The 18,991-nt window shown below is 42.3% G+C and carries 13 protein-coding genes and 1 riboswitch; of the genes, 7 read left to right on the top strand and 6 right to left on the bottom strand.

Annotated features, from left to right (window positions below):
• Positions 1 to 7: 7 nt before the first annotated feature.
• On the bottom strand, positions 8 to 2,440 hold the full coding sequence (locus AC2CZC_RS25385; protein ID WP_484585134.1) for a TOMM precursor leader peptide-binding protein: 2,433 nt from the start codon (positions 2,438 to 2,440) through the stop codon (positions 8 to 10).
• Between the two features lie 47 nt (positions 2,441 to 2,487).
• On the opposite strand from AC2CZC_RS25385, the gene AC2CZC_RS25380 reads away from it, so the two are divergent.
• Together AC2CZC_RS25380 and AC2CZC_RS25375 are read left to right on the top strand one after the other, a co-directional pair.
• Entirely contained in the window at positions 2,488 to 2,856 is a 369-nt protein-coding gene (locus AC2CZC_RS25380) for a hypothetical protein (protein ID WP_484585133.1), read from the top strand.
• Positions 2,857 to 3,081 carry a hypothetical protein gene (locus AC2CZC_RS25375; RefSeq protein ID WP_484585132.1) on the top strand — a complete coding sequence of 75 codons (225 nt, stop codon included), beginning with the start codon at positions 2,857 to 2,859 and terminating at the stop codon, positions 3,079 to 3,081. It abuts the gene before it with no gap.
• Positions 3,082 to 3,585: 504 nt separating this feature from the next.
• On the opposite strand, the gene AC2CZC_RS25370 is transcribed toward AC2CZC_RS25375, so the two are convergent.
• Entirely contained in the window at positions 3,586 to 4,707 is a 1,122-nt protein-coding gene (locus AC2CZC_RS25370; protein WP_484585131.1) for a heme-binding protein, read from the bottom strand.
• A gap of 1,535 nt (positions 4,708 to 6,242) precedes the next feature.
• On the opposite strand from AC2CZC_RS25370, the gene AC2CZC_RS25365 reads away from it, so the two are divergent.
• Positions 6,243 to 6,872: a hypothetical protein gene (locus AC2CZC_RS25365; RefSeq protein WP_484585130.1), complete on the top strand. Its 630-nt coding sequence runs from the start codon at positions 6,243 to 6,245 to the stop codon at positions 6,870 to 6,872.
• A 612-nt stretch (positions 6,873 to 7,484) separates the two neighbouring features.
• Positions 7,485 to 8,411 carry a hypothetical protein gene (locus AC2CZC_RS25360; protein WP_484585129.1) on the top strand — a complete coding sequence of 309 codons (927 nt, stop codon included), beginning with the start codon at positions 7,485 to 7,487 and terminating at the stop codon, positions 8,409 to 8,411.
• A gap of 294 nt (positions 8,412 to 8,705) precedes the next feature.
• Here the strand turns inward: AC2CZC_RS25360 and AC2CZC_RS25355 are convergent, their stop codons facing one another.
• On the bottom strand, positions 8,706 to 8,897 hold the full coding sequence (locus tag AC2CZC_RS25355; protein ID WP_484585128.1) for a hypothetical protein: 192 nt from the start codon (positions 8,895 to 8,897) through the stop codon (positions 8,706 to 8,708).
• A 376-nt stretch (positions 8,898 to 9,273) separates the two neighbouring features.
• Here AC2CZC_RS25355 and AC2CZC_RS25350 point away from each other — a divergent pair, with 376 nt between their 5' ends.
• Complete coding sequence (locus AC2CZC_RS25350) at positions 9,274 to 9,588, top strand: hypothetical protein (RefSeq protein WP_484585127.1); 315 nt, start codon at positions 9,274 to 9,276, stop codon at positions 9,586 to 9,588.
• A 314-nt stretch (positions 9,589 to 9,902) separates the two neighbouring features.
• On the opposite strand, the gene AC2CZC_RS25345 is transcribed toward AC2CZC_RS25350, so the two are convergent.
• From AC2CZC_RS25345 to AC2CZC_RS25335, 3 genes are read right to left on the bottom strand one after another with little or no spacing between them, the layout of a single operon-like run.
• Positions 9,903 to 11,129 (bottom strand): DUF1552 domain-containing protein, encoded by a 1,227-nt coding sequence (locus AC2CZC_RS25345; protein ID WP_484585126.1) that lies wholly within the window; start codon positions 11,127 to 11,129, stop codon positions 9,903 to 9,905.
• A gap of 29 nt (positions 11,130 to 11,158) precedes the next feature.
• Complete coding sequence (locus AC2CZC_RS25340; protein WP_484585125.1) at positions 11,159 to 14,329, bottom strand: DUF1592 domain-containing protein; 3,171 nt, start codon at positions 14,327 to 14,329, stop codon at positions 11,159 to 11,161.
• 12 nt (positions 14,330 to 14,341) lie between these two features.
• A complete protein-coding gene (locus AC2CZC_RS25335) occupies positions 14,342 to 16,138 on the bottom strand; it encodes a cellulose binding domain-containing protein (protein WP_484585124.1) in 1,797 nt (598 codons plus the stop codon).
• Positions 16,139 to 16,369: 231 nt separating this feature from the next.
• Positions 16,370 to 16,452: riboswitch (cyclic di-GMP riboswitch) on the bottom strand.
• 559 nt (positions 16,453 to 17,011) lie between these two features.
• Here AC2CZC_RS25335 and AC2CZC_RS25330 point away from each other — a divergent pair.
• Positions 17,012 to 17,977: a nucleoside hydrolase gene (locus AC2CZC_RS25330; protein WP_484585123.1), complete on the top strand. Its 966-nt coding sequence runs from the start codon at positions 17,012 to 17,014 to the stop codon at positions 17,975 to 17,977.
• Positions 17,978 to 18,292: 315 nt separating this feature from the next.
• A complete protein-coding gene (locus tag AC2CZC_RS25325) occupies positions 18,293 to 18,694 on the top strand; it encodes a DUF4177 domain-containing protein (RefSeq protein ID WP_484585122.1) in 402 nt (133 codons plus the stop codon).
• The last annotated feature ends 297 nt before the right edge of the window (positions 18,695 to 18,991 follow it).

Here is an 18,991-nt window from a genome sequence, read left to right as displayed (position 1 = left end):
TCCTTTTTTAAGCAATTGGGTGTGGTTCTTTATTAACAGGGCGCCCTTGTAATAACTTGCGCAATCTTGGGTTATCTACCCGTTTGAATTGCTCACCAAAGTGAATGGGCTGCATATTGACACCAATAGCACGAGCTACTCTAAACGGACTAAGTGCCATATCAGGAGAGGTCACATCCACAATGGCGATTTGTATGCCTGCTGCATCTAGGCGTTGCTTAAGTTGATTGACATGTGTGATCACATCATATGGCCAGTCTTCTAGCGTTTTGGCCTCGCTGAATGGGCGGCGCATAAAGTCAAATGCAGCGAGTTTGCTTTTACTAAAATAATAAGCGGCATGATCTTCCAGACTGGTTACATCACTGACCTGCTGAGGGATTTGCTGTCCTGAACGCATCAGCTGGCACAGGTAAGGCATTACATGCCCTTGCTCCAGCAGCGCTTTTCGCATTGCAACCTTGATGTCGCCGTGAGTGGCTAAAGCCACGGAAGCTGCAGGGGTACGGTAGCCATCTCCCAGCGCCAGACATACGACCGTTGGCACATGTAACCCAACATCCAGTAAATAGCACTCTAGTTCAACGCCTAACTTCGTTAAGTCCTCAATCATAACGCGCATTTTGCCTTGATTAAGCGTTTCGTAGCTAAGACGTTCACACGGTAGCTGAGCATACCAAGTTAGCATCATAGCGTCGCGTTCAATGAGTTCGTAACAGGCTCTGAGCGCGGCATCATCATTGTTCTGACCGGCTGCCAGCCCGTTTGAAGACACTTGACTAAACTGCTCTTTATAAGGGCAGGCAAAGTTAAAGTAGCTGACCAATGCTGGTACCCAAACAGATTCATTGGTTGCCAGCCAGCTACCGCGACACCAGTGTATCTTTTGTTTTCTATGCCATTTGTGAAATGGGAAATTGGGTGTACTGTATTGCTTGTTTGAATACAGAACCAAAGTATCAGGGTCAACATAGTGACCATTTAACTGGCTAATTGAGGCGTATTTTAAATCACTTAATTGGTATCTGGCTGCTGAATAGCGCTCGAGTGCCTCACCGACGGCACTGATGTGTGCTGAAATATGATCTAACCCTTTGCCTGAGCCGACCTGACCTGCCGCTCTTGGGTCAAATTCGCCCTCAGTAAATGAAGATACCCCGGCAGATGCGGTTATTGGAAAGTCAGGTAAATGCGGCGCATGCCCAGTAAGCTGACGGACGATCCCAGTTACCGGGTCCACCCAGCCTTCAAATAGAGATGTAAATTGTTCAACATCTTGGAGTTGATTTAGGGGATTTTGAGCAGATTGAGTGTCACGATGCATGGATAACGCATGGTTATTTGCATGGTTATGATCAAAGCCACATACATCACACCAAGGAATAGGAATAATGGCATGCTTTTCAGCTTGGTGTGTGACTAGATTTTGCACCATCACACGTGATGACAGCTCGCTTTCGCTATAGCCCCAAAGAATTTTTAACGCTTCCATAGCAAGCTGCTGACCTGTGATGGCTGACATAGGAGTGAGCATACTGCGGGCACGACCGTCACGATTATTTTTATGGTTCTTTTCTAACTCGTGCGCAAGCTCACCGTGTTGTTCTGTACCCAACTTTCTGAGTCTTAAGCAGTTCCAGCATGAACTAAAGGTAGCATCGTCTAAATTGACCAAGGGGCCTATCCAACTCTCCAGACCGTCTAAGTGGCCATAGAGTGTTTTAATCTTGTGTTGGTGCACATATTCAGAGACTTTATGCGACCAAAAGTGAGCATCTTTACTGAACGTGACAATGGTTAAATCCCAATCATTTGACGGACTGCCTAAGTGGTTGGTATCGCTTGTGAGCTCGGAGTAGCTGATCTGCATCCAAGGGTTACGCTGTTGCAGTGCCGCTGCAAATATCTGCGCTCTGGGTTTACCAATGTCTTGCGTTGTGAGAAAACGGTGACATGTTAAGTCGTCGCTGGTGATGTTTTCTTTATCTAATAAATGAATATGGCCGACACCTGCTGTGCCCAGCTCTTCCAGCAGAGTGATTGCCCAGGGTTCAAGGCCTATAACGAGTATTCGGCAGGGCTCAAGAGAATATATTTGGTCTTGACTATGTGGTTGTTGGTTAGCTTGCTGCCAAGGGCGTAAAAATCGAGCTTGCACTAAACCCGGTGGCTTGAACTCGAGCTGTTCAGAGACTTCTTCTAACAGACCATACTGGCTGAGCATTTGCAACACTGCCTCAATACTCGCATCTGCATATTCAGGCAAGCGGGTGCAGATTTCAGCCTGTGTCAGTTCGCCTTTCAATAATGGTAGGATTTTTTCAACAAAGTCTGATGTATCTCGACCGTGGATCTGGAAGTCTCCCAAATCTGAACTTAATAGTACACCGTTGCTATTGGGGTTGATACTCGCAGCCGGTGTTAATTTTAGCTTTTTCATAAATTAAACATCCAATTTATTAAGACACGCCCCGCATAAAGCGGGGAGTGTCAATTACTGCGCTAGCCGCCGGTGCTACATGGCGTGCAAGTTACACATTGGTAACCCTGCACACACTGCTGGGTAGATTGAGCGCATTGGTAAGTGCATTGAGTGCATTGATGGGTGCACTGAACGCATTGAGTTGCACATTGATAGCACTGAGCACAGAAGTTCACCACACATGGATAGCAGGTATCGCATTTAGTGATATGTGTACACTGCTGGCAATGTGCTTTTTGCTCCGTTTGACACAAAGCACAGAAATTCACTATGCACGGATAGCAGGTATCACATTTGGTAACTGGCTCACATTGTTGGCAGAAATTCACTATACATGGATAGCATGTTTCGCACTTGGTGGTAGTGGTACATAGTTGGCATTGTCCATTTTGACCCGGCTGGCACATCACGCAGAAAGTCACAATACATGGATAACAAGTATCACACTTGGTGACAGACTCGCATTGCTGGCATTGCGTAATTGTACAGGGGTAACAATATACACATTGGGTGATTGGAGCGCATTGCTGACAGAAATTCACAATGCACGGGTAGCAAGTATCGCATTGAGAGATAGGGGCACATTGCTGACATTGTAGATTTTGGCCTGGTTGACACAGTGCACAGAAATTGACAATACAGGGGTAGCAGGTGACACAGTTGGTGACAGGTTCACACGTAACGCACTTATAGTTTGCTTCACATTGTACGCAGGCAACACATGGTGTTGGTGGGCCTAGTGGCTGGTAGCTGGTACCAACAGGCGCACAGGTTGAGCATAGCGTGATAGTACAAGGGACACATAAGATAGTAGGTGCGGCACATGGCGCACACGGTGTGCAGTAATAACATACAGCACAGTCTGCGATGCCGCATGGGTTGCAGCGTGCTTCTAATGCTTTGACTTTAGAGGTGAGCTCAGTTACTTGTAACTGAAGTTCTTTGATAGCTTGTTCGCTCATCGTACTTTCCTTAAGTTAAGTTTATTGTGTTATTTGGTATCACATACCAAATACAACCTAGGTTTATTGCTTGCCGAATACGTCACAAATGGCAAACATGACGTCTTGAAAAGACGTATTAAACACATTCCAGTAGGGTATTTATTGCACTTTAAATAGGGTGTTAGCCGTTATATGTGGAAACGTATAGCAGCTCCGTTTACTCGGGTCTTTGCTGTTTGCCAAGCTAAACTCCAAGGTAATATCCTGACTGTACTGGAGCATATTCTGGCCATTAGATAGTTGTTCTAACCACAACGTAGTTTTGAAGCGAGGTACATTAGAGTGCGCTTGCATAAAAGGCGTATTGGCGATATTGCCATCGGCATGTGTGTCTACATCCAGCACCGTGGTGTCAATCACGCCTATACCTTGTTGGTAAAGGCTATCCAAAGCAATTTGCAGCACAATGTTGGGATTAACATTGGGGTTTTCAGGAATGTCGGTACCGTAGGGGGCTTTAAAACTAGCGCTATCAGTCGCAGGCAAGGCGCTTGCTACAGGGATGTTGGGCGCCCCCCTAAAGCAATCGTGGCCTCCTATTGCTAAAATAGAGTTCCCGTGGGGTACAGACACTTGTTTTACGATGGTGCGGTTTTTTGCTTGCTCTGGGAGCGGGTTAGGGGTATCCGGCACCCATGGTCTTTTGTTCAGTGTACCTTGTCCCTGACGGGCCGTGACTTGATGTAACCAGCTGCCATTCTCAGCATGCACCAGCTCATCTTTTTGCGGCCCATCGGCAAAAAATACCCTTTGTGAATAAAAAATGGTGTAGGCATCTTGCTCGTAATTACCCGCACGATTTGCCACCTTGCCCTGAATAGCGCTAAAAGTCATCACTTCGTAGTAGGACATATTTTTTAATATAAATCCGTTTGGGGCATTATCTTGTGGGATCGGCATTACGTTAAACCCGCCATATCGCGTACTCACCCAAGTACCAATTAACCCAGCTAATGGCCCAAGCCTTGCGAAGATGTCACAGTTTTGGTCGCCACCACCGGCAGCGATTAGCGGTACATTAAAGTCCGGAACAAATTGCGGCTGTTGCGGGTTAGTTGCATTGTCTGTGCAGCTGCTAAGTTGTTGTGGGATGCATGAGGCGCAGCGTAATATGGCGCTGTGCGTATCGGTTTTAGAGCATTGTTTGTTTAGATCTTCAAATGCAGATTGAAGTTGCGCAATTTCGACTTGCAATTGCGCAATGGGGTCTTGCTTACTCATGGTTTACTTTCCTTGCTTTATAAAAATCAACGGTAGATTAATTTTCAAACAAGTTTTGAGCGTATCAGCAAGGTTTACTAAATGTTATTACATCCCGTTACACAAAACGTTTAATATGTCATGTATGTTCTGAGAGACTCTGTGTTTCTGTATAGTGAATGTGAAGACTTACTTCTTCCTTAATTTTTGTTAAATATAAGCTACTATTTGCATTTAGTATAAAATCCTCCCCCATTTTATTGGTGTATTTTGTGTTATGAGTTTCGTTTATCGTGGTAAAAAACAGAATAATTTTAAGAGGTGTTGAATTTGTTTATGAATACTTTAGCAAAGTATTTTAAAGGAGGGGCCTGCTGTGTTTGATTGACTATTCAAAAATGTGTGCTGATAGGGCGTGAGTACTGAAGGCTGTTAGAATAATGTTGCGATAAACCTATGCGGTATAAACTTTATCAAGTGTATTTAATGTGCTGTATGCATAATGACTTCTTAAGATACATACTTGGCATCGACATATTGATTAAACATTTCTTGTTTCCCCTTTTAATTGATAAATAACATGGCTTGCTACATCGCTTTTCCATAATATCCGCTTTGAAGATAGTTCAATATGGAGCACGTCTCTTGAATTTCCTCCTGTTGTAGGTGTTTAGATATAAATTTATTGTTTATAATTTGGTGACAACCTCTTAAGTTATTGTTATGTTTGATGCAATAAATTGTCTATATGAACAGCTGCTGCTATCAAGGGGATTGGGTCAAATCTAAGTTTCACCAAGGTAGATTTTTTTCAAATTAACGAGTTGGCATATGCAATATTTGAGCAGTAGGTGCATAACAATTTAGTGTATTAAATTACTGCGTCGTTGCACTGACTACTGCTTTATAAATCAATGGAAATATATAAAATTATGAGCTTTGGCAAAAAACATTCAAAAATGCGCTGGCCATTTCGGCTTCTAGCTTTTTTATTCTGTATTAGCGGTATTTCTGCGCTCGTATCTGAAGTTAATGGTTTCATATATGCTCAGGCATCTTTTGTTGATATTTTGATTGTTACTTGCCTATGCATTTTTACTTTCGCTGCAGGTACCACTGCATTAACTGGCCGTGTTTCAGCTTGGTTTGTGTCAACTAAGAAAGCGTAGGAGCATGTACAAAAAAGCGTTAAAGAACTCTTTGTTCGTCTAAGTTAGTTGTACAATTAGACGAACAGGAAATACGTATTAGAATGAAAAATAAATAACCAAGATGCGGCCATTCCTTCGGTATTGCTGACTTATTTACTCCACATACAGAATTTGCATTGTTAAGTTCAATGCGTAAATCAAAAGCGTTCACAATCATGGTGGCGGTTTTCATATTATCGTTTGTTCTTTTTTTTATTCTTTATATTTAAAATGGTTTCTTAATTTGCTGTTTGTATTATATAAAGCTGAGAAGCTATTAATTTAACAATCCTTGTACGCAAAAATAAAAGGGTTGGGCTCGTTTTTTTTAACTGGTTAGGTGAATCTAGGTATAGAGGTGGTTAAATGGAGTTATTTGGTGTCGAAACCAACATGTTCGTAAATAAGAATAAAAAAGAGTTTAAAAAGCTGAAGCCAGTTTTTGAAGAGTGGCTTAAACTTAACCGTGACTATATTGAGCTTACAAAAAGCGGTGATAACCTTTATTGGTATAACGAGCGCTCTAATATTAGTGCACTTGCCGGAGCTGTTTGGCGCAGAGGTGGGTTTGCTCAGGAGGAGTTTTCTTCTGAAAAGGGAGCAGAGTCTGAAAGAAAGATGGGCAGGATTGATCTGTATTTTCACTTTCAAGGACAAGATGTAATCTGTGAAGCTAAACATTTATTTCTATATTTGCCCGAAGGTAATAGGAAGTGTTTAAAGTCAAAAATTGAGAATTGCCTGAATTCAGCCTTTAATGACCTGAAAACGACAACAGCAGCCACTGATTACGAAGATATCGGATTAGCTTTATCTTTTGTAGTCCCCTATTTTTTTGATGGAAAAGAGGTTGACGCAACCGAGTCAGAATTAGAGGCGGCGCTTAAAGAGTTAGATTGCTCGTTCTATGTTTCCTTCAAAACACTCATGGAGGATATAGTAGATGATAATGATCGTGTTTTTAACTCAGTGATCCTTGTAGGAAAACTCGCCTAACAAATTATTTTATATAATTGTAAGTTTATAAGCCCCTAAAAAAGGGGCTTATAAAGTCATCAGCTATTAAACAATAATCCCAGGGATCTCCTTGCCAAATCCAAGGTCAACCCCGCACTCTTTAGCTGCTGTATGCAGCACATCATGTTGGTTGTAACCTGACCCCATATTACTGACTATGCCTCGGTTTATACGTGCGCCGCCGCCAGCAATAAGGTACGAGCATGGGTTGGCTAGTAAAAAGTGGTCTTATCCTTATTCCACACCTAGATTTTTCTTGTTTTACAAAATGAAAATATTCTTAAGTGGAACTTATGTCTTTCACATTGTGAGTTTTTGACGGCTTTTATTTGTAAAATAAGTTTCGGCATTTGAAATGCATTGCATTGATTAACTTATCTTATCTTTTAAAAGTGCGTGTTCATTTTTAGTATCGCTTTTAGTATGTTCATAGGCAATTAACTTTATAGGATATAAAAGTATGCAGGTGCTGGGGTTATTAGCTCTAAACCTGCAAAGAACTAAAAGCACAAAAAACACACAGCTAGGGCGTTGACAAAAAAACACATTAATATAACTTTTTATTACCAATTGAAAGGGATTGGATTTGAAATGAAAAGGATTGGATTGGATTGGATTGGATTGGATTGGATTGGATTGGATTGGATTGGATTGGATTGGATTGGATTGGATTGGATTGGATTGGATTGGATTGGATTGGATTGGATTGGATTGGATTGGATTGGATTGGATTGGATTGGATTTGAAATGAAAAGGATTGGATTTGAAATGAAAAAGTTACGACTGACCGTATTTATACTTGCAGCATTACTGAGTCATAGCACGCTCGCACATACCAACAGCCAGATTGGTGAGCAGGCAATGGCTGAATTTAAGGAAATGCAGGTGGCATTTGGTGAAGGCGCTAAAGCATTGGGAATAAGTGTTGAGCGCTATGCCAATGTCGCCCAGAAGTATGAGCGCTTTATGACCAAACTGGCTGCACCAGCTGGCTATCACGACAGTGGAGTGCCTGATGATATCTTGCCTTTTGATCAGATCCCTGCGGTACAGGAAGCAGCGTACCATGCCGAGGGCTATTCCCCAGAGTTTGAAAAACGCCTCAGAGCCGAGATAAACCTAAATGATGCCCGCTTAGCCACATACTTGGGACTGACAACTGAGCAGCTTCATCCGTTTATTAAACAGTATGCTCAGTTTGTGATGGATGGCAGAGTGATGAGCGACAACATGCTAGGCAAAGGTAATTCCTCCATCAAGGCCATGGAAAGGTACGAGTATAGGTGTCGTTCAGAATGCGGTAGCTTTGGAATGACTAGCTTGGATTATCTTCAATTACGAGAAGGACTGAGAGCACTGCATTCAGGTGGCTACTATACCGATGTTAAAGTTGTTACGAAAAATCGTGATGGCACTCACCATGACACAGCTATCTGGCGCGTGCGTATGGATGGGATGATATGGCGCAATCGCGCTGCAAATTGCGACAGCGAGATTGGTTGCCACCAAGAACCGTAGTTACTCTAGTGAGCCTTTTATATTAAGCTCGAAAAGCACTGATATATTTGTCGTCGACCTCTGATGATAAATTAATAGCGCGGTGAACGCCGTGCTTTTTTATGCACAGAAGATAAGTATTAACTGAAGTAGAGCAGCTACTTGTATCAGAGTTGATTGAAAAGTGGCGAGCGAGACTGTATGACATTAGCTGGTACATGAAAAACCTCAGCGAGTGCATTGTGCAGAAGGTAGGTAAGGAAGACGGTATAAACCATAAGCCCCTAAAAAAGGGGCTTATAAAGTCATCACCTATTAAACAATAATCCCAGGGTTCTCCTTGCCAAATCCAAGGTCAACACCACACGTTTTAGCAGCTGTATGCAGCACATCATGTTGGTTGTAACCTGACCCCATATTACTGACCACGCCTCGGTTGATACGAGCGCCGCCGCCAGCAATAAGGTACGAGCATGGGTTTGCAGAATGTTTATCTGCGTCTCCCATGTCTGCAAAAAATGATGTGAAATGGTATAAGGGGGCTGGCTAGTAAAAAGTGGTCTTATCCATATTCCACACCTAGATTTTTCTCGTTTTACAAAATGAAAATATTCCTAAGTGGAACTTATGTCTTTCACACTTTGAGTTTTTGACAGCTTTTATTTGTAAAATAAGTTTAGGCATTTGAAATGCATTGATTCACTTGCCTTTTTAAAAGTGCCTGTCCATTTTTAGCTTACTTCAAATTCAATAGGTCAAGTCCATAAATAATACTTTGCTTTATGATTACATAACCAGCTGCACATCGGTTAGAATGAAGGCATCTTGGATATGTTGTTTCGCGCTTTTATCCCAGCCTTGTAATTAGGCTTTAATAATCCCAATGAAAACAAACATTTTTATACTATTAACAACTATTATAACCATCACTTTTTTTTGGCAAGCTGAAACTTATAAAGACAAAAAAAAAGTTGTAAAGATCAGCGAGTTTGTGCCTGCATTTAACGATTGGGAATGCGGCTATCAGAACATTGCTTCTTGCACCATAGTGTTTGAAGTTATTCCCACCAAAACGTTTCAGGTGAAGGGAATTCAGTATACTAAAGACTATATGGCTATAAAAATCATTCAAAAAGGAAAGGTCGGTTGGGTTATAAATGGAAAAGGTGTTGAAGTGTATAATCCAAACGATACTTAGCCAGTTCTCCATTAATTTTTTTGATAAAAACAAATTCCCCACCTAATCAAAGTCAATCACTAGGGACGATAAAAGATATCAGACAATCGTTTTTTTGTTAAAAGTGCCATGAGTATATGTTGTGTTTTGTCGCTTATCTATTTATGTTGATATGTTACGGTTATGCAAAAACAGTTGTAGGTGAAAATGTTAGCTGGAACTCTGAGTATGGAAAGAATTTTAATTTTAATTGCATTGTAGCTACCTTTAATGGCCAATGCATGTACAGCAAATTAATAAGCCCCTAAAAAAGGGGCTTATAAAGTCATCACCTATTAAACAATAATCCCAGGGATCTCCTTGCCAAATCCAAGGTCAACACCGCACGCTTTAGCAGCTGTATGCAGTACATCATGTTGGTTATAACCTGAGCCCATATTACTGACTACGCCTCGGTTGATACGTGCGCCGCCGCCAGCAATAAGGTACGAGCATGGGTTTGCAGAATGTTTATCTGCGTGTCCCATATCTGATGTTTCTAGTACGACGGTGCTATCCAGTATGCCTGCCGCTTTCAGCTTTTGGATTAAGTACGCACTTAGGCTACCCAAGTGGCTACGCATTTCGGTGTAATACGGATAGTTTGGCTGGCCGTTGCTCCCGCCATGAATTGCATTGTGATAGTGGCCTTGGAAATTTAATTCAGGAATACGGAACTCCGCCTGATGGTTACCAAATGCCAACGATACTGAGCTGGTCAAGTTACATTGCAGGGCAGCTACGGCAATATCTGCTTGCAAACGGGCTTGTTGACTGAAGGTATCAAAGGTTAAAGGAAACTCAGTGTTATCCGGTGCGATACCGCAAGATACGCCGCCGTATAGGTCATCTAAACGGCGCTGAGTATCTGAAATCGCATCGAGGTGGTCATTCATTCTTTGTATTTCATAACCGGCCAATCGGTTTTTAATCGCATTGGCCGCCGACATATGCGCATTCATGATAGGCGTTTTACTATTGCTGCCTTGTGCACTGCCGAACACCATTTTAAAAACGGTGAACGGGTTTTCTTGGAACGGCAAGTGGTTGCGATTGTCCTTGGTTAACTGCCCTTGACCATTGCTGTGCACACCCAAATTAAGATAACGAAACGGCAAGTTAGGCCCAAGTGCATTACCCATGGTCACGTCATAGCTATCGCTGCCCCAGTTTTGTGCCAGCAAAATTGGCATTCGGCCATGTCCTGCGTTGGAATGTGACATGTTGACCATAAAGTTACATTCTGTTTTGACCGGTTCATAGCCTGCGGACATCACGCCCAACTGCATATTTTCACCGCTACCAGTTGGGTTCCAAAGAGATGATATGGACCCGCCGGGTATATAAATGGATACGGTTTTATTTGGCAGCCCTGCGGTTTGCGCATCTGCATCTCTGGCAAACAACAGGCCCGATACTAATGGCGAAGTGCGGATCAGGGCGGTAGAAATCCCCGATGCCATAAACACTTTTAATAGTCTACGGCGCGACATCATCATGTTATTTAAATGTTCATCTTTCATTTTATTAACCTTCTGTATTGTGACCCGCACTATTCATTTCTGGACCAAGCTTTGCGATAACGGACAGATTTCAATGAACCAAACTTCTCCAACATGGCTCTTGGGCTGTTTTGCATCATGGCATCTGTGAGCGTGTCTATTTCGCACATGTAACCGACTTTTTCTGTTTCGGATAGGCGTCTATCTTCGTCGCTGGTTGGGTCGAGTGAGTCGTGACCCACGCCCATGACGTAGCGGAACATTTGCTGTGGCAAGCAACTTTGCGCTGATGACAGATCCGAGATCACGGCACCTAGTTGCTTGGCGCCATTAAATGGGATGGACTCACTGACTTCTGCGTATTTCTCGGGGGCGAATAGGGTACCGGATGCATCTATGGTATTACCATTGTTGTCTGCACTTCTGATTTTGCCCACGGCATCAAAGTCTTCCATGCCGAATCCCATTGGGTTGATATACTTTTCGTGACAAGCAGAGCAAGGCTGACCTTCTGTTAAGCTGTGATACTTAAGCTTGTTAGTGGTTGATGGGTCTTGCAACATATCAGAGAGTTCAGCCAGTCTTTGTTCTCTGGCTTCAAAGGTACCTGCTGGTGGATCGGGTTGATCTTGGCACAGCATACGGCGGCGCACGCGTACTGAGCGCAAAATAGGGTGTGACTCGGCAACCTCAGCCCAGCGCGCCATAAATGCCCCATTGGCTAAGATGCCACCACGTTCAGTTGTATCGACTTTTTGTAACTCTTCGCCAGTAACACCTGCAATATTGTAGTGCTCTGCAAGTAACTGATTAACGAAGGTGAAGTTTGCAGTATAAAGCGAGCTGAACTTCTCATCAGGTTGGGTCATGATGTACGAGAAGGTCTCGTTCATTTCTGCTTTCATGGCTGGGACCAATTGTGCAAAACCCGGGTAGACGGTTTGATCTTTGGTTGCCACTTCTAAATTACCTGTGCCAAGCCAACTGCCAACAAAGTCACCAAGCACAGACTTAGCGCTGTCAGCTAGACGGTTAGCGTGGGCAATGATGTTGGCTTCATCACGAAGCTCATCACGCTCAGCGGCTTGCCAGAGTTGCTGGTCAGGTGTTGAACCCGTGAATGTGTATGACAAGAAAGTCGCCATTTCCCATGATGTTAACTCGAAGGCATCTGCATCAAGTTCTGAGTTATCAGGATTAGGTTCACCTAATTCGTGGCGATAAATAAATTGCGGTGAAGACAGTAACCCTTCTAAGGCGAGTTTCATACCTGCTTCAATATCCCCACTGTGGAAAAAGCCCGTTGCTATCAATCTGTAGTTTTGTGCTTCATCTTGTGTCAATGGGCGACGGAAGATTTGCGGTGCAAGTTCATCCACTAAGCGATTTGCACAGTCTTCATTAACCGCATCGCAGTTTAGCGCAGGTGAAAAGTTATTCTCAGCGGCCCATTGTGAAAGCTCTTCAGCTACTAACAAGTAATTACTGTAGTTAGAAGGTTGCACGCTAGCATGGGTATTGTTGATGAAAAAGCCAATTTGAGAGTCTGGGGATAAGCCATCAGATACCTCAAAATTAACACCAAGCAAGTCTTCGACCGTATTTTGGTACTCAGTTTGTGTTAAAATCTTCAGCTGTCTTGCCCCATATGCCACGGGGGCAACACCGACATCACAGGTCAAAGGTGCAGGCCAAAGAGTTTGCAGATACGCTGCGATATCTGCTGCACATTGCTCATCACACGCACTTGGTGTGCCATAAGGCATGGTGGTGACAATGGTATCAATCATGGTTTGTATATCTCGTTCAGTATCAAGCGCTGGGAATGACCCTAAGCCGCCTGCTTCTGAGCCGTGACAACCTGCACATCCCGTTTGATATAGTTGCATACCTCGGGCGACAGGATCTGTTTGAGTGACAACGATACGCTCAATATTACTTGGTTCTGAAGGTACTGAATTGTTGAGTGCAATGACCTTGTAATCGAACTCGCCTGATTCAGGTAGCCCTGATTCATAAAAGCTTGAGTTTGATGCCAGCTCAGCAGCCGTTTGCCAGCGTCCATCCAAGCTTTTAAAGCGCACAAGATAGTCGGTTTCGTTATTGCTGTTATCACGCCAATTCAATTGCGCCTTGGCATCGATTGACAGCACACTTGCACTGAGCTCTGTGGGAGCCGCTGGCTTTTCTGCCATAGCAACTGGCTCAAAACTGTCTTGCTCGGCAGCCAAATAAGTCAGGTTGAAATAGACAGGTACAGATTCACCAATACTTGAGAGGTTGGCAACAATACGCAAAGCTTCTATGCCGTAGTCCATTTCAAAGCTTTTACTGTCGATGATCATGGGTGAAAGCGTGCTGACATTGACGTTACCGGAAGCAAGTTTGACAACCTGCACATCAAGCGTCATCTGATGATTGATGCCATGTAAGCTCATTTCACCAATCACATTTTGAATAACTGGCTGGCCAATTTCTAAATTACTTAACAATGCATTGTCTATTTGAGCACTGAAGTAAGCGACAGGCAGTAAATCTGTCTCAAAGAGTAAGTCTAAAATTCGACTGTTTCTGATATCCACACCAGTCGAAACGGTACTTAGATCAACGGCCAGTTTTACGTTACCTTCGGCATCGATACTGCCAGACAGGGCGGGGGCTTCATTGTTTTGTGTAACAAACTGATTTAACTCTGCAACATGATCTTTTTTTACTGATACATAACTCAGTAAAGACGCCGTGCTATCAAGTTGCCATAATCCCGTTTCAGTTACATCATCCGGTGGCGTGGTGGGCTCTGAATTCGTGCAAATATCACCACTTAAGGTCATGGTGACATCACCAGTTAAGCCGTTTTTATTGGCGACAAAGCCTAAACCAAATGACTGATTGGCGTGTATGGTATGGCTTTGTGACGAAATGGTACAGCCTGCATCATGGCAGTTGAAATCACCATTCCAGCTATTTTGCAGTGAAATACCTTGATCCCATGTAAGTTCGATGAACCAATTATTGAGATCCTGATCTGACTGGTTATCAATGACAATCTCTGTTTTAAAACCATTGTTCCAATTGTCTGGAATAGTGAAGGAACACTGTGCAGCTTGAACAAAAGAGGCACTGGTTAGTAGGCTTAAACAGGCAGCGAACTTAGCGATTTTAGGTGTATGAGACCAAGTATCAGTCAAGGTAAAAAAGCGTGTTAAATTATTGCGTTTCATCTTCTTTCCCTCCTATTGCTGCGCTTCAAAAACAAGGTTAAAACTCACGGGCACTGCGTAACTGATCACCGATAAATTTGCCAATGTTCTGAGTGTTTCAATACCAGACTCTAAACCAAAATCTGTGGCGTCTAGCACAATTGGTGTTAGGGTTTGCACCATAATTTTATTGTTTGCAAGACGTCGAATAACGACATCAGCGTTCACTTCTTTTATAACGCCAGTGAGGTTGAGTGTGGTTGAGATGGATTGCATTTCAGTGCTACCAATAGGAAGTGCAACGAGTGCAGCATAATCAATGGCAAGCAGGGCTTCGGCGGTTGGGAATGACTCGGTATCGAATAAAAATTCTTTCATTCTGCCATCACGGGTGTCGTTATCGGTATCTACACTGCTCAGGTCAATGGCTAATCTTGCTACCCCTTCAGGTGTAATACTGCCACTGATATTGTTAAATGTATGTGATTCAACGAGGTGCTGTTTTTTGGTCGATACAAAGTAAAGATGAGAGCTTTGTGGGTCTAATACAAATGGTGCGCTGATTGGTGGCGCCTCAGGTTCTGAAACTTGAATAGTGACTGGATCGCTGACTGTGCTTATAACACCGTCGTTGACCGTTAACGTGACGCTAAATGTGCCTTCTTCTTCATAAATATAAGTAGGGTTTGGCTCGCTTGAAGTCTGTCCGCTGCCAAAATCCCAGCTAAATGTGAGTGCATCATCGTCTAAATCAGAAGATTCATCGCCTTTAAAGTTTATCGTTAGTGGGTAATCACCGGATGTAGTAGAGGCCGATGCAACTGCTAATGGCGCGTGATTAATATCACCGTCTAATGAGCATAAACCGCCAAGGGAAGGAATTGCTGGTGTATCATTTTCTTGTGCTTTTTGGGCGTTGAAGCCAAAATTTAAACTCTGGCCTGGGTTTATGGTGCTGTTGTAATTTTCATTGATGATTTCATACGGGTTATTGCCACTATGCCTAGCATGCCAAACGCCTGTCAACTTGGTGTTGTCTGAAAATGCCATGAGTACTTTCCAGTTGGAAATAGCAACACTTTCTGTATTTGTGATAGTGACTTTGCCACGAAATCCTGAGATCCACTCTTGTTCAACTTCAAAAGTACATTGTGCAGACTCAGGCTGAGCTTCATTAATAGTCACTGCTATGGGCGCCGCAGGGTAATCGTTCACTCCGTCTTTGATGGTCAATAAAACAGAGTAAGCGCCAGCTTGCTCAAAGGTATGCTGAGGATTTATTTCATTGGAGGTCTGTCCATCACCAAATTCCCAGTGGTAGCTCACATTATCTGACGGTAAATTAGTCGCCTCGCTGGTAAAGTTGATTGTCGCAGGCGCCGTGCCTTGGTTGTTAGACGCTGACGCAACGACCTTAACATCATTATTTTGTGAGCCTCCTTCACAAATACCAAATAATCTTGGTGTGGTAACGGCTTGCCCATTGCTCTTTTTGACGTTAAAGCCAAACGCTTTGGATGAGCCCGGCTGAATGGTGCTGTTCCAATTAAGGTTGCTAAATTGATATGGACTATTACCACTTAATTGGGCGCGCCAAGCATTGTTAATCGATTCGCCTTGGTTAAACTCTAATCCAACTTCCCAGCCGTTTATGGCCGAGTCAGTATTGTTAAACACGGTGACCTCTGCGGTATAGCCACTTTGCCATTCATTTTTTACATTGAACTCGCATTGTGCAGCTAAGCTGTGTATTGGGTGCCCCAAAACCATTAAACAGAGGCCGATTTTTAAAAATCGGTGCTGCTTGCTGTTGTATCTATGTTGTCTCATGAAAATTCCCCGAAACATTGCCATTTGACATGTTATTTCCCTGCTGTTCTTCATTGAACAGGCATTCGACCAGAACTTACAGGCGGCAATAGCTGATGCAAAAATCGGGTATGAGGAAAGACCAAGTGTTGGAGGTATGACATCACATGTCAAAGACGTGAATACCGATAGGCTACGCAATGCGCATACAAAACAACAGTATGCACATTGTCACCATTTTAAGCATTGGCATTCAGCAACCCCGCTATCTTAGTTTTCACCTTAGACCGGAAGCTTTGCGTCCCTTTCTTTCAAAAGGTTTGCTATTTTAAGCCTGTCAAAGGAACTTAGCTTAAAACCGTCATAACCGCAAAGCATCAACTGCAACTTTCACAGTATTTGCACATTTCACCTTAAAATGCTTTGTAAAGTCATACAAAATCCTCAGATTTTATCTAATAAGTTTATATAAATTAGTACCTTGCACTAAAGTAGTATTGTGAATGCACAATTTGAAATGAGGGGAGGATTGTGCACACCTACAGAGCAAATAGACACATTCAGTAATGTTATCAGGAGGAGGTTAAGCTGCTTGCAACCCACAGCCAGCATTGTGTCTTTTTTGGCATCATTAACGTTAAAGACTCTTCAATTGCCTCATCTTCCAATAATATTCAAATCTAAGATCAACTCATCGAGCATGGTTAGGCTTCAAAGCTTGGCTTCGGTAGCTAATTACTTACTAGGGGCATATTAGCGCGAATTGACTAGTGCTTAAGTTGCAATAAAAGCACAATCCGAACTGTCTTTCGGTTTAAAAGCGATCAAATGTTAGTTAAATGTTTACTGGTGATGTATTATTATTTTGTATCGTTCCAAATTATAAGGGGTGAAATGAAAAAAATAATATTTGATACAGATCCGGGCATTGATGACGCGATGGCACTGCTTTTGGCACACGCTTGTTCGGATATTGAATTGGTTGGTATTACGACTACTTTTGGTAATGCAAGCATAGAAAATACCACACGAAATGCGCTTTATTTAAAACAACAGTTCGGTATGTCTGCTGAAGTCGCTAAGGGGGTTAACATCCCACTAGATCAAGTGAAAACAGAGCCCGCCACTCTCGTACATGGTGAGAATGGGCTGGGCAATATCGAAATACCTAAAATTATAAACACGCAGATATCACCGCTTATTGCACATGACTACCTTATTGAAACAATTAAAAATCAACCGGGAGAGATCACGTTAGTTGCGGTAGGTCGTCTAACAAACTTGGCGATGGCAATTGAAAAAGCGCCTGAAATTGGCAAGTTAGTGAAAGAAGTCATCATTATGGGCGGTGCATTTGGACACAATGGTCATACCGGAAATTTGACACCATTCGCAGAAGCGAATGTGTATGGCGATCCGCTAGCTGCAGATATTGTGATCAATGCTGACTGGCCAGTCACGCTCATAGGATTAGATGTCACGCAACAAACTTTGATGTCAAATGCGTATTTAGAGAAGTTGAGAGTAGACAGTGCACAGTATGGTCAATTCATATATGACATCACACGTTTTTATGCAAAGTTTTACAATGATGACCTTGGTTTAGATGGGTTTTATGTTCATGACTCTTCTGCAATCATGTACTTGGTAGCACCTCAAATATTTACGACTAAACAGGGGCGTATACGAGTTATTACTGACGGGCCTGCAAAAGGTCATACCTTGTTTAAAAGCTCAGATAGAATTTTTCCCATTGATGAGTGGGCGACTAGGCCAAAACAAACCATCGCAATTAATGTTGAACCTCAAGCATTCAATCAATATTACTTCGATATTATTTGTAGTGATGAAACTGACTAGTTGAATTTGGGGATAATTACATTGCCAGACTGGCTTGTATGGTTTAAGTAAATTAAACCTAAGAGTGCATGAAAGGTTGAAGATTTAGCAATTGCTTGTTAAGTATAGATAAAATTATAGGTTTTATTTTATAAAGTTACTTAACGGCCAAAATTAGACGATTGTTATAACTGAAAAGATGTAACGCAAAACTATCTCAGCTTTGTAAAACTGTCGTATAGTCTTCACGATGGTGTCGTATAAATTTCGTTAATAGAAGGGACGAAATTAATTTATGTTTTACCTTGTATCAAACACTCAGGTTATAAGTATCTAATGAAAATAAATGCAGATTTGATAATTGAGCTAAGGCATCAAAAGTCTTGGTCTCAAGAAGAGCTGGCGATTGCTGCAGGCTTAAATTTGAGAACTATTCAGCGAATAGAAAAGGAAGCGACTATATCTTTGCAGTCTAAAAAATCGTTGGCGTCTGCGCTAGAAGTAGATATTCATGATCTGGACTATAAGGAGACGACAAAAATGAAGAATTACGAATATAAAACAGTATCAATTAAATTTAATCATGGTTGGTTTAAAAAAGGTATTTCAAATGTAGACCAAGCGTTAAATGAAGAGGCAATTGGTGGGTGGCGTTTTAAGCAAATGGTAATCCCTACTGATTCAACCGGTGGCTCGGAGCAAATGATTGCTATTTATGAAAGGGAGTTGGTTGAATAGCTTACTATATGCTGAGCCGTGCTTCGTTACATGGCTGTTTCCCTTTGTAGGCTGCTCATACGCACTATAATTTTTAGAGATATAAAGCTTCAGATGGCGTTGTTGACGATCATAACGCCCTTTGTTTTAACATGTAACAATCCTTGATGATTTACTTTTTTTATATGTGTTTTCGAATTTTAATTAATTTTTTAGCCCCTTTATTTTTTGGCAATATAAACCTTGAAGCGGTTTTTAATTGGTTTTATATTAGCTTGTCTATAAGCTGTTTTAATGATTGGTTTTATTTATTTTCCC

The organism is Pseudoalteromonas sp. MMG033 (genome assembly GCF_057197785.1).
The sequence above is the reverse complement of the archived record's forward strand: the minus strand, read 5'-3'. Positions and strand labels throughout refer to the sequence as shown.

Excerpts from the sequence above, each read along its gene's own strand:
- AC2CZC_RS25365 (WP_484585130.1), top strand. The coding sequence starts at position 6,243 with ATGGAGTTATTTGGTGTCGAAACCAACATGTTCGTAAATAAGAATAAA.
- AC2CZC_RS25370 (WP_484585131.1), bottom strand. The coding sequence starts at position 4,707 with ATGAGTAAGCAAGACCCCATTGCGCAATTGCAAGTCGAAATTGCGCAA.
- AC2CZC_RS25360 (WP_484585129.1), top strand. The coding sequence starts at position 7,485 with ATGAAAAGGATTGGATTGGATTGGATTGGATTGGATTGGATTGGATTG.
- AC2CZC_RS25385 (WP_484585134.1), bottom strand. The coding sequence starts at position 2,440 with ATGAAAAAGCTAAAATTAACACCGGCTGCGAGTATCAACCCCAATAGC.
- AC2CZC_RS25355 (WP_484585128.1), bottom strand. The coding sequence starts at position 8,897 with ATGGGAGACGCAGATAAACATTCTGCAAACCCATGCTCGTACCTTATT.
- AC2CZC_RS25335 (WP_484585124.1), bottom strand. The coding sequence starts at position 16,138 with ATGAGACAACATAGATACAACAGCAAGCAGCACCGATTTTTAAAAATC.
- AC2CZC_RS25345 (WP_484585126.1), bottom strand. The coding sequence starts at position 11,129 with ATGAAAGATGAACATTTAAATAACATGATGATGTCGCGCCGTAGACTA.
- AC2CZC_RS25350 (WP_484585127.1), top strand. The coding sequence starts at position 9,274 with ATGAAAACAAACATTTTTATACTATTAACAACTATTATAACCATCACT.
- AC2CZC_RS25325 (WP_484585122.1), top strand. The coding sequence starts at position 18,293 with ATGAAAATAAATGCAGATTTGATAATTGAGCTAAGGCATCAAAAGTCT.
- AC2CZC_RS25330 (WP_484585123.1), top strand. The coding sequence starts at position 17,012 with ATGAAAAAAATAATATTTGATACAGATCCGGGCATTGATGACGCGATG.
- AC2CZC_RS25340 (WP_484585125.1), bottom strand. The coding sequence starts at position 14,329 with ATGAAACGCAATAATTTAACACGCTTTTTTACCTTGACTGATACTTGG.